This is a genomic window from Halomonas sp. BC04 (genome assembly GCF_000568385.1).
The window spans coordinates 1-10,029 of the sequence record NZ_AZQX01000199.1 but is presented as its reverse complement, the minus strand read 5'-3'; the positions used below and the strand labels follow the sequence as shown (position 1 = coordinate 10,029).

The following is a 10,029-nucleotide window of genomic DNA, read 5'->3' as shown; positions in this document are numbered from 1 at the left end:
CCGAGCTTGCAGACAACCCCCCAGCCCGGTGGCACGGCGGCCCAGGCCATGCCCGCCCCGCCAACGCCCGCCCAGGCCAGCCTGCCCTCCCCGGTGCAGAGCCAGGCCTGGACCGGCCAGCTCGGCCAGCAGCTGGTGCAGTTCGCCCGCCAGGGTGGCGAGCAGCAGATCGAGATGAGGCTCAACCCGGCCGAGCTGGGCCCGCTGTCGGTCACCCTGAAGATGACCGAGCAGGGGGCGCAGGCGCAGTTCCTCTCCGCCCATGCCCAGGTCCGCCAGGTGCTCGAGCAGGCCATCCCGCAGCTGCGGGAGGCACTGGCCGAGCAGGGTATTTCCCTGGGAGAGACCTCGGTCGGCGAGCAGCGCCACCAGGAGGCCAGGCCTTTGCCAACCAGGAGAATCCACGGGGCAACGGAGCCGGTGAGGCCGAAGCACCTGGCTTTCCGCCGCCGATATCGGCATGGCAGAGAGTGGGACAGGCGTCAGCCTGGATGGTCGGGTCAATCTCTACGCCTGAGACAAATCGCCAAGATAGGGCCGTTCGCGCGGTCTGTTCCTTTCATCATGACCCGCGCGATTTCCGCATACTGCCCTTTTCCGGCTGGACAAACACTTCACGATAGGCAAGGCAATGGCGAAATCGACGGGTGGCTCATCCAAGCTCCTGTGGCTGATGATACTGCTGGTACTGATGTCCACGGCGGCAGCCGGGGTAGCGATCTACCTGGTCATGAGCGACCGTAATGATGGCTCCGGCAATATACAGGGACAGCAACTCGAGCGTCAGGCGCCGATCTTTCTCAAGATCGACCCCTTCACCGTGAACCTCGCTGACGACGACTTCGGTTCACGCCTGCTCTATGCCGGGCTGTCGTTGAAGGTCGGCGACGACGAGACGCGGGCGATCCTCCACGAGCACATGCCCCAGGTGCGCAGCCGGCTGCTGATGCTGTTTTCCGGCAAGCAGGCCGGTCAGCTCACCTCACCGGAGGGCAAGCGCCGGCTGAGCGAAGAAGTCATAGCCGTGCTGTCCGACCCCTTGACCGAGCCACAGCCGCCTCTGGATATACGGGATGTGCTGTTCACCGAGTTCATCGTGCAATAACCGGGTGCCCTGGCCGCCATGTCCCAAGACGATCTACTGTCACAGGATGAGATCGACGCCCTGCTGAAGGGGGTCAGCGGAGACGACGAACCTGCCGCAGGCAGTGGTGAGACGTCTCGCATCCGTCCCTACGATCCCGCGTCCCAGCATCGCGTCATACGCGAGCGCCTGCAGGCACTGGACATCATCAACGAACGCTTCGCGCGGCATTTCCGCATGGGGCTGTTCAACCTGTTGCGCCGGAGTGCGGACATCACGGTGGACTCGGTACGCTACCAGAGCTACAGCGACTTCTCGCGCAATGTACCGGTGCCGACCAACATCAATATCATCGCCATGAAGCCGCTGCGCGGCTCGGCGCTGATCGTGTTCCCCCCCAACCTGGTGTTCATAGTGGTGGACAACCTGTTCGGCGGCGACGGGCGCTTCCTGACCAAGTCCGAGGGGCGTGAATTCACCAATACCGAGCAGCGCATCATTCAGCGCCTGCTGCGGCTGGCCATCGAGGCCTACGAGGAGTCGTGGAAGTCGGTCTATCCGCTGGAGATTCAGTACCTTCGTTCGGAAATGCAGTCGAAGTTCGCCAATATCACCAACTCGCCCAACGAGATCGTGGTGAATACCAGCTTCAATATCGAAGTCGGCAATCTCTCCAGCAACTTCCAGATCTGCATTCCCTATTCGATGGTCGAGCCAGTGAGGGACCTGCTGGCCAACCCGCTCAACGACAGCCATCACGATCAGGACGGCACCTGGTCGAAGCGCATGGCCGGAGAGATCCGCCACTCGGAGGTGGAGCTCATCGCCAATTTTGCCGATGTTCCCAGCCGCATCGCCCACGTGATGGCGCTGAAGGTCGGGGACGTACTGCCGTTGGAGCTTCCGGAAACCGTACTCGCCAGTGTGGATGGCGTTCCGGTCATGGAGTGCGACTACGGCAGCCAGCACGAACAGCGCGCGCTGCGTGTCATTCGCATCATCGATCATGGTGCGCAGAACTCAGTTTCACCTGATGCCTTCAAGAAGGGCGCTGCGCCTCAAGCCAAGGAATCCAAGCATGACTGATCCCAAGAAGCCCGATCAGAATACTCCCGACGACGACCCCTGGGCGGAAGCCATGGCCGAGCAGGAGGCTGCGGAAAAATCCCCGGCCGAAGACGACCCCTGGGCGGAAGCCATGGCCGAGCAGGAAGCCGCCGAGGTCCAGCTGGCGATGACGACCCCTGGGCCGAGGCACTGGCCGAACAGGAAGCCGCCGAGTCCAGCGAGCAGGAAGCCTCAGCCGCGGCCCAGGCCGTCACTGCACCGACGCCCCAGGCAGCCGGCGACCGCATCTTCCGCCCGCTGGACAAGGGAAGCGATGCCGGGACGGCGCGTGACCTGGAAATGGTCATGGATATCCCGGTCAAGCTGACCGTGGAGCTGGGCCGCACCAAGCTCACCATCAAGCAACTGCTGGAACTCGCCCAGGGTTCGGTGATCGAGCTCGACGGCCTGGCCGGCGAGCCCATGGACATCCTGATCAACGGCTACCTGATCGCTCAGGGTGAAGTGGTGGTGGTGGATGACAAGTACGGCATCCGTATCACTGAGATCATCACGCCCTCCGAAAGGGTTCAGAAACTCAACCGATGAGAGACACTCCCTCCTCCGAGGCCCAGGCCACAGGCCTGGAGTCGCTGGCTGTCGGCGGCGATGCGCTGGTGGGCATGGCAACGCTTGGCAAGACCGCTGCCGCCCTGGGGCTGGTCATCGCCATCATCCTGGTCTGCACGGCGCTGCTCAAGCGCTGGGGGCCACAGCGGCGAGCGGCCGGCGGCCATCTGCAGGTCGTTGGCAGTACCGTGCTGGGCAGCCGCGAGCGCCTGGTGATCGTGGAGGTCGAAGGCACCTGGCTGGTCCTCGGCGTGGGGGGAGGTCAGATCAACAAGCTGCATGAACTGGCGGCCCCCGAGCGCCCCCGCGAGCCCGAAAGCGTCGAACTGCAGGGAGAGCGTTTTGCCACTCGCTTCGCCCGTGCCCTGAAGCAGAACGCCGGACTGGGAGGCCCCGGTCGGGGAACGTCATGATTCACCCTGCACTGCCCAATAACCGGCCCAAGACCCGGCACAAGGCCCTGCTTGCCCTGCTGGGGGCCTGCCTGCTGATGGCCCTGCCGCTCACGGCGGTCGCCCAGCAACTCCCCGGTATCGTCAGCCAGCCGCTGGAGGATGGCGGCCAGCAGTGGTCGATCCAGCTGCAGACCCTGCTGCTGCTCAGCGCCATGGCCTTCCTGCCGGCGGCACTGCTGATGATGACCGGCTTTACCCGTATCATCATCGTGCTGAGCCTGCTGCGTACCGCCATGGGTACCCAGGCGACGCCGCCCAATCAGGTACTGCTCGGCCTGGCGCTGTTCCTGACCTTCTTCGTCATGTCGCCGGTGTTTTCCATCGTCTACGAAACGGCCTGGGTACCGCTCACCGGCGACGAGATCAATTTCGACGAGTTCCTGCTGCTGGCACAGCAGCCGTTCCGCGAGTTCATGCTGGCCCAGACCCGGGAGCCCGACCTGGCCCTGTTCGCCCGACTGGCGGAAATCGGCCCCATGCAGGGGCCAGAGGATGTGCCGCTACGGATCCTTGTGCCGGCATTCGTGACCAGTGAACTGAAGACGGCGTTCCAGATCGGCTTCACCATTTTCATTCCCTTTCTGATCATCGACCTGGTGGTGGCCAGTACCCTGATGTCGCTGGGCATGATGATGGTGCCACCGGCCACGATCTCCCTGCCTTCAAGCTGATGCTGTTCGTGCTGGTGGACGGCTGGCAGCTGATCATCGGCTCGCTGGCGGAAAGTTTCTACATCTAGCCAAGAACCCAGTCGACACCCCGCTGTCGGCAAGGAGCAACGTATGACACCGGAAATGGTAATGGGCACCGCCTACCAGGGAATGCGCGTCACGCTGCTCCTGGCCGGCCCACTGTTGATCACCGCACTGCTGACCGGCCTGACCGTGAGCCTCTTCCAGGCCGCCACCCAGATCAACGAGATGACCCTCTCCTTCATCCCCAAGATCCTGGGTGTCTTTACCGTATTGGTATTCGCCGGCCCCTGGCTGCTGAAGCTGATCACCGATTTCACCCGCAACCTGTTCACCAGCATCCCCAGCATGTTGATGTGAGACCGCCATGGTCGAGGTGACCTTTGCCCAGCTACATGGCTGGCTGGTAATTCTGTTCTGGCCCTTCGTGCGGATTACCTCCTTCCTGGTTGCCTCGCCGCTCTGGGGCCACTCCAGCGTACCCAACCAGGCCAAGATCGGCCTGGCATTCCTCGTTACGATGGTCATCGCACCGGTACTGCCCGCCATGCCGGATGTGCCAATCGTCTCCTGGGCCGGCTTCGGCCTGATGGTGGAGCAGATGCTGATCGGCATCGCCATTGGCCTGGTCATGCACGTGGTATTCGCCGTGGTGCAGGCTGCGGGGGAGTTCATCGGCCTGCAGATGGGCCTGGCCTTCGCCACCTTCTTCGATACCGGCAGCGGCACCAACACCATGATCCTGTCGCGTATCTTCTTCATGATCACGCTGCTGATGTTCCTGGCCCTGGGCGGTCACCTGATGGTGCTGGAAGCGCTGGCCACCAGCTTCCATAGCCTGCCGGTCGGCATCGGCGCCTTCAACCCGGCGGCCTTCGAGATGCTGGTGCGCTACGGTGGCACCATCTTCATCGCCGGCATGTCACTGGCGCTGCCATTGGTCGGCTCGCTGCTGATCATCAACCTCGCCATGGGTATCCTCAATCGCTCGGCGCCGCAGCTGACGGTATTCAATATCGGCTTCCCCACCTCGCTGACCGTGGGCCTGACCCTGTTGATGGTGCTGATGACCGACATGGGCCGCTTCCTCCAGCGCCTGTTCAGCAACGGGCTGCAGTTCATGTACCAGTTCATCGATATGCTGGCTCCCCTGGGGACCTGATTCACTTGCCTCGCGACGCAGAGTCGGAGCGTCGAACCGAGCGCTCCAACAGCGATTCTCTCCACCCACGGTGCACACCCTCTTGTTGGAGGAAGCTTCAGCTCACGACTGGAGGCTGAAAGCCTCCCGGCGGTATAGCCAACATTCGCGACCATCACCGACGTTTCAACCTCCGCCAAGGCGCCTGGCGGCACCAGTCGCGATGGAAACCAGCGCTCCAACAGCGATTCTCTCCACCCAAGGTGCATACCCTCTTGTTGGAGGAAGCTTCAGCTCACGACTGGAGGCCGAAGGACTCCCGGCGGTGTTGCGACGTTCTCGACCCTCACCGACGTTTCAATCTCCCTCAAACCACCCTTCCGCTATGCAGCCTGCGCAGAACCAGAGTGAAAAGAACCAAAAAAAAAGCCGCCCAGACAACCCGAGGCGGCAAAAAGACCGGGCAAACGCCCGGTCTTCAGGGAACATGACATCTGCACATGAAGGTTACATGAAGTTGAACAACGACAAGCCCTTCACATCGACAAAGGCCTTCTGTGCCGCCTGCAGGCCGACCTGGCGCAGGCTGTACTCGGCAATGGCCTCGTTGTAGTCCAGGTCCACCAGGTCGGAGAGCGTCTTGTCATAATTCATCATGCGATTACTGCCCACGGCGTCGACCACATCCAGCTCGTTTAGACGCGCCCCCATGGAGGCCCGCACGGTGAGGACGTTGTCGAGGCTATTGTCCAGCTCACGCATCACGGAATTGATCGTATTGCGGAAGTGGGCGCGATTCTCGGGCTGGCCCTGCTGGTCCATCTCCAGCACGTCGATGGCATCCTTCAGCGACTTGAACAGGTCCTGGTTGGCGCCTTCTGCATTGGCGGGACGCAGTTGGATCTGATCGCCCACCTCAGGCTCACCCTGCAGGGTGATACTGACGCCGCCGAAGCTGACCGCCTGGCCGGATTCATAGAGTTCATCGGCGACAAGGGTGCTAGCTACCGTACCATCATCATTCAAAATATTGACTGAATATACAGATTTGCCATCTACATCTTCATTGAATACAAGCTGCATAGGCTTGCCAAAATCGGCATTACCCGGATCGACACGACTCGGGCCGCTAAAAGCGACTGAACCCTGGTTGCGCTCGAACCCCGCCTGGGTACCAATGCTGTCAGCACCGGTATCTCGCTCCGCACGAGCCACATAACCGGCCCCACTGGGCACGCTCTGGAAGATCGACTTGCCGTTATCAGCCACCGGCAGCAGACGGGAGGCATCGATGCGCTGCTCGCGTGTGTTCTCGTCGCCTTGATACTGTGTACCTTGAACACCTTCACCCGACGTACGGGCAAAGGGCGGGGCATCGTCATTATAGCCGCCGAACAGGTAGCGGCCGTTGCCGTCGGTGGCGTTGGCCTGTCCGATCAGCGTCTCGTAGATGCCCCGCAGCTCACTTGCCACCGACTGGCGGTCGACGTCGCTCAAGGTATCGCTTGCGGCCTGGACCAGCAGCGTCTTGGCGCTGGTCACGGCATCACTGACGCTGTTGAGCACGCTTTCCGCCTGTGACAGCGAGTTGCGGGCGGAGACCCGGGCATCGGCGAACTGCTGGGTGATGGCCTTGGCCTGGGAGACGCCCACGGCCCGCGACGAGGCCTGCGGGTCGTCCGAGGGATTGACCACCCGGCGTCCGCTGGCGATCTGCTGACCGACCTTGAGAAAGTCGCCCTGCTGGCGGTTCATGGACGAGACGCTCTGCTCGAACATGGTGACGGTGCTGATACGCATCGCGCTGGACTCCCTTCGAATCAGTTACGCAGGCCGAGGATGGTATCGAAGACCGTGGAAGCGGTATCGATCACCCGGGCATTGGCGGAATAGAACTGCTGGTAGCGGATCAGATTGGCCGCCTCTTCATCCAGGTTGACCCCGGATTCGGACTGCTGGACCGCCTTGAGCTGAGCGGTGAGCCCCTGGCGAGCCTCGAGGTTGACCTTGACGATATTGGTCTGGTTGCCCACGTCGCTGACCATGCCGCCGTAGGCTGGCTAAGCGATGACCGCCCCGCTACCAGCGACTGGCTCTGCAGGTTCTGCAGGGCCAGGGCATTGCGGTTATCACCGGTGCCGGAGTCGTCGATTGAGAGAGAGAGGCTCGCAGCTTCATCTTCGCCCGGCACGCTGTCGACGACGAACTCAATACCCTCGAGGTTGATGCGATCTCCCGCCACGATGCCCACGTCATCATCGTAGGGTTCACCGTTGACCGTGAACAGGCTGTGGTCAGCCGGAGCAGAGACGGTTGTCACACCACCCGCCGCCGTTTCCAGGGTAAAGTCATGCGCAGTGCCGTTTGCAAAAGCCCCCGCCTCGGCACGCAGGCCCGAGACGGCAAGGTCACCCGATGACGCCACGAAGTTTCCAGCGGCAATTTTATCCAGATCGACGATCTGCGACTCCATATTGGCCGTTGCACGGCGCACCGGCTGCACCTCGAAGCGGTCGCCATTCTGGGGAGTCTCAGAAAATGTCAGGCTGATACCCCCAAAGCCCAGCGTGCCATTTCCTGCGTCCCACTCGATCTGATCGGCAGCTAGTTGCTGGCCATTGTCCTTGCGAGTCACCTGCGGATCGCCAGCATTATCAAAGCGCACCGTATAGTCGGTCGCACGCAGCTGGTCGATATTCGCTGCATCGAAGCTGGTGGCCACGATCTCCGCCTCGCCGGTATTGCGCGGATGGGAGTAGGCCTGGGGCTGACCAATACTGAAGAAATCCTCGCCCTGATTGCCATCGAGGTCCTGGCCAAAGCGGTGTTGCTCGTTGAACCCCGTCACCAGGGAGACTGCCAGCTGACCGATCTGGTTCTGGGTCTTGTCCAGGGTCTCGGCGCGGAAGGTCATCAGGCCACCCAGGGTGCCGCCCTTGATGGTATCTTCGGGCATTGCCACCAGCTTGCCGCCGGAGTCCCGATAGCCCAGCACGGTGCGCTGCGGGTCGTTGGGTGCATCCATCGCTTCGAGACGGTAGTGGTTGGTGCCGGCCACCAGGGGCTGCCCGTTGGGCAGGCTGATGTTGTAGGACTTGCCGTCCTGAATGTTCAGCCGGATATCCATGCGCTCGCTGAGCTCATGAACCAGCTGGTCGCGCTGGTTGAGCAGGCTGTTGGGCGCTTCGCCGCTGCGCGCACGGGCCAGGGCGATCTCGCGATTGAGGGTCGCCATCTGCTCGGTCATGTTGTTGATCTGGGTGACTTCGTCACTGATCTGGCCGTTGATGCCCTCCTGCATGTCCTGCAGGTAGCCATCGAAGGCACGGAACTGGGCGGCCAGGGTATTGGCCGTACCCAGCACGCCTTGGCGCGCGGCGGGATCGGACGGGGCACCGGCCAGGTCCTCCAGGGAGGAAAAGAAGTTCTGCATCAGCGGCGCCAGCCCTGCTTCACGGTCGGCGAGCAGGTTGTCGATCTGACTGATCTGGTTCTCGTAGGTGGCAAGCGCACTCGACGAGCTGGTGGCGGCGTTCAGCTGTGAGGCCACGAACTGGCTGAACTGACGCTGGATATCGTTGACCTGGACGCCACCCGCGGTAGCGCCCTGCTGGCCCAGAATCGTCAGCTCACGATTGTAGCCCGGCGTATAGACATTGCTGATGTTGTTGCTGGTGGTATTCAGCGCATTCTGAGCGGCATTCAGGCCGCTGAGACCGATAGAGAACATGCTCATGGTGTTGTTTCCTTATCGCCAATGCTCGAATTATCGGCCTTTACACGCAAAACTTTAGGCTCATCGCAGCCAGTCGCGATGGGAACTCGGAGCGCCGAACCGAGCGCTCCAACAATGATACTTTCCTCCAACGGTGCCACGCCGCGCTGTAGGAGGAATCTTCAGATCACGACTGGAGGCGTAAGCCTCCCCGGCGGTGTTGTCCGGGGTCGGCGGTAACCGCTGACGTCGAAGCCTCCGCCGGGCGCCTGGCGGCGCCAGTCGCGATGGGAACCAGCGCTCCAACACGCGACCTTCCACAATACAGCCAGCCGAACGGATTCACGCGAGTCTGCGATGAACCGAGCTGTAGCGCCTCAATAGCGCAGGAAGACCAGCGAGTCGTTGCCACCCTGGGCGACCTGCGGCCCCATACTATCCATGATCGAAATCAGCTTGTCAGCGTAGGCCGGGTCGGTGGCGTAGCCCCCGGCCTGCAGCGCCCTGGCCGCCTGTTCGGCACTGCCCGCCGTGGTCACCGCCGCATAACGCGGGTTGTTGCCGATCAGGTTGGCATAGTCGGTGAAGGCCTCCTCGAAGGAGCCGTAGACCCGGAAGGCGTCGACGATACGGGTTCGCTTGCCGTTGATGTATTCGTGGGTCGTCACATCCGTGGTGGGGCCACGCCAGCTGCTGCCGGCCTTGATGCCGAAGAGGTTATGGCTGTTGCTGCCGTCGGCCCTGGCGATCTCGTGACGTCCCCAGCCGGTTTCCAGCGCTGCCTGGGCCAGGATCAATTCGGCCGGCACGCCGGTACGCCGACTGGCTGCCTGGGCGGGTGCAGTGAGCTTGTCCATGAAGCGCGTCACATGCTCACCGCTCTGGCCACGGCTACGTGATTCGGCGGCACTGGCAGCAGGCGCCGTGGCGCTACGCAAAGACTCCGTTCCCGCCGCTGCCGACGTTGCCGGCAAAGCGTCCACCGCGCTCATGAAGCCTCCGCGGGCGGTCTCCAGCTCGTCGAGGAAGCTGGCGGGCGGCGCTTCGGTCATGCTGTCGACACGGCCCTCACCATCTTTCTCATCCTCGACCCCATCCTCCTCGGCAGGCTGCAGTGCATCCTTGAGGACACGTGGCGTACCGCGAGGAATGCCGGCAATCAGCTCGTTGAGCTCACGATCGACTTCCTGCGCCTGGCGACCCGCCCCGACTCCCTGACTCTGCAGCTGGGCAACCAGATGATCGGCCAGGCCAATGCCGCGGCC

8 protein-coding genes and 3 pseudogenes are annotated in these 10,029 nt (G+C 62.4%); 8 read left to right on the top strand and 3 right to left on the bottom strand.

Annotated elements, in window-relative coordinates; genetic code table 11:
* Nucleotides 1-48 precede the first annotated feature (48 nt).
* The 8 genes and pseudogenes from Q427_RS36925 (at nucleotide 49) to fliR (ending at nucleotide 5,070) form a co-directional block, all read left to right on the top strand.
* Complete coding sequence (locus Q427_RS36925; protein ID WP_442905499.1) at nucleotides 49-744, top strand: flagellar hook-length control protein FliK; 696 nt, start codon at nucleotides 49-51, stop codon at nucleotides 742-744.
* Complete coding sequence (fliL, locus tag Q427_RS14075; protein ID WP_043514960.1) at nucleotides 632-1,105, top strand: flagellar basal body-associated protein FliL; 474 nt, start codon at nucleotides 632-634, stop codon at nucleotides 1,103-1,105. Before Q427_RS36925 ends, fliL begins: the two co-directional genes overlap by 113 nt.
* 18 nt (nucleotides 1,106-1,123) lie before the next feature.
* On the top strand, nucleotides 1,124-2,170 hold the full coding sequence (gene fliM, locus Q427_RS14070; protein ID WP_043514957.1) for a flagellar motor switch protein FliM: 1,047 nt from the start codon (nucleotides 1,124-1,126) through the stop codon (nucleotides 2,168-2,170).
* Nucleotides 2,163-2,740: pseudogene (gene fliN, locus Q427_RS14065) on the top strand (flagellar motor switch protein FliN). The gene fliM and the pseudogene fliN overlap by 8 nt, the downstream one beginning before the upstream one ends.
* On the top strand, nucleotides 2,737-3,174 hold the full coding sequence (gene fliO, locus Q427_RS14060) for a flagellar biosynthetic protein FliO (RefSeq protein WP_051496383.1): 438 nt from the start codon (nucleotides 2,737-2,739) through the stop codon (nucleotides 3,172-3,174). Before fliN ends, fliO begins: the two are co-directional and overlap by 4 nt.
* A gap of 77 nt (nucleotides 3,175-3,251) precedes the next feature.
* Nucleotides 3,252-3,955, top strand: a pseudogene (fliP, locus tag Q427_RS14055) (flagellar type III secretion system pore protein FliP).
* 43 nt (nucleotides 3,956-3,998) lie between these two features.
* Nucleotides 3,999-4,268, top strand: a complete 270-nt coding sequence (fliQ, locus tag Q427_RS14050) for a flagellar biosynthesis protein FliQ (protein WP_043511609.1) — start codon at nucleotides 3,999-4,001, stop codon at nucleotides 4,266-4,268.
* A 7-nt stretch (nucleotides 4,269-4,275) separates the two neighbouring features.
* Complete coding sequence (gene fliR, locus Q427_RS14045) at nucleotides 4,276-5,070, top strand: flagellar biosynthetic protein FliR (RefSeq protein ID WP_043514955.1); 795 nt, start codon at nucleotides 4,276-4,278, stop codon at nucleotides 5,068-5,070.
* Between the two features lie 486 nt (nucleotides 5,071-5,556).
* On the opposite strand, the gene flgL is transcribed toward fliR, so the two are convergent.
* From flgL to flgJ, 3 genes and pseudogenes are all read right to left on the bottom strand, one after another.
* Nucleotides 5,557-6,849, bottom strand: coding sequence for a flagellar hook-associated protein FlgL (gene flgL / locus Q427_RS14040; RefSeq protein ID WP_043514951.1), 1,293 nt, complete (start codon nucleotides 6,847-6,849; stop codon nucleotides 5,557-5,559).
* A 20-nt stretch (nucleotides 6,850-6,869) separates the two neighbouring features.
* A pseudogene (gene flgK / locus Q427_RS14035) lies at nucleotides 6,870-8,785 on the bottom strand (flagellar hook-associated protein FlgK).
* A gap of 356 nt (nucleotides 8,786-9,141) precedes the next feature.
* The coding region (flgJ, locus tag Q427_RS14030; protein ID WP_043514948.1) for a flagellar assembly peptidoglycan hydrolase FlgJ at nucleotides 9,142-10,029 on the bottom strand (888 nt) is incomplete at its 5' end.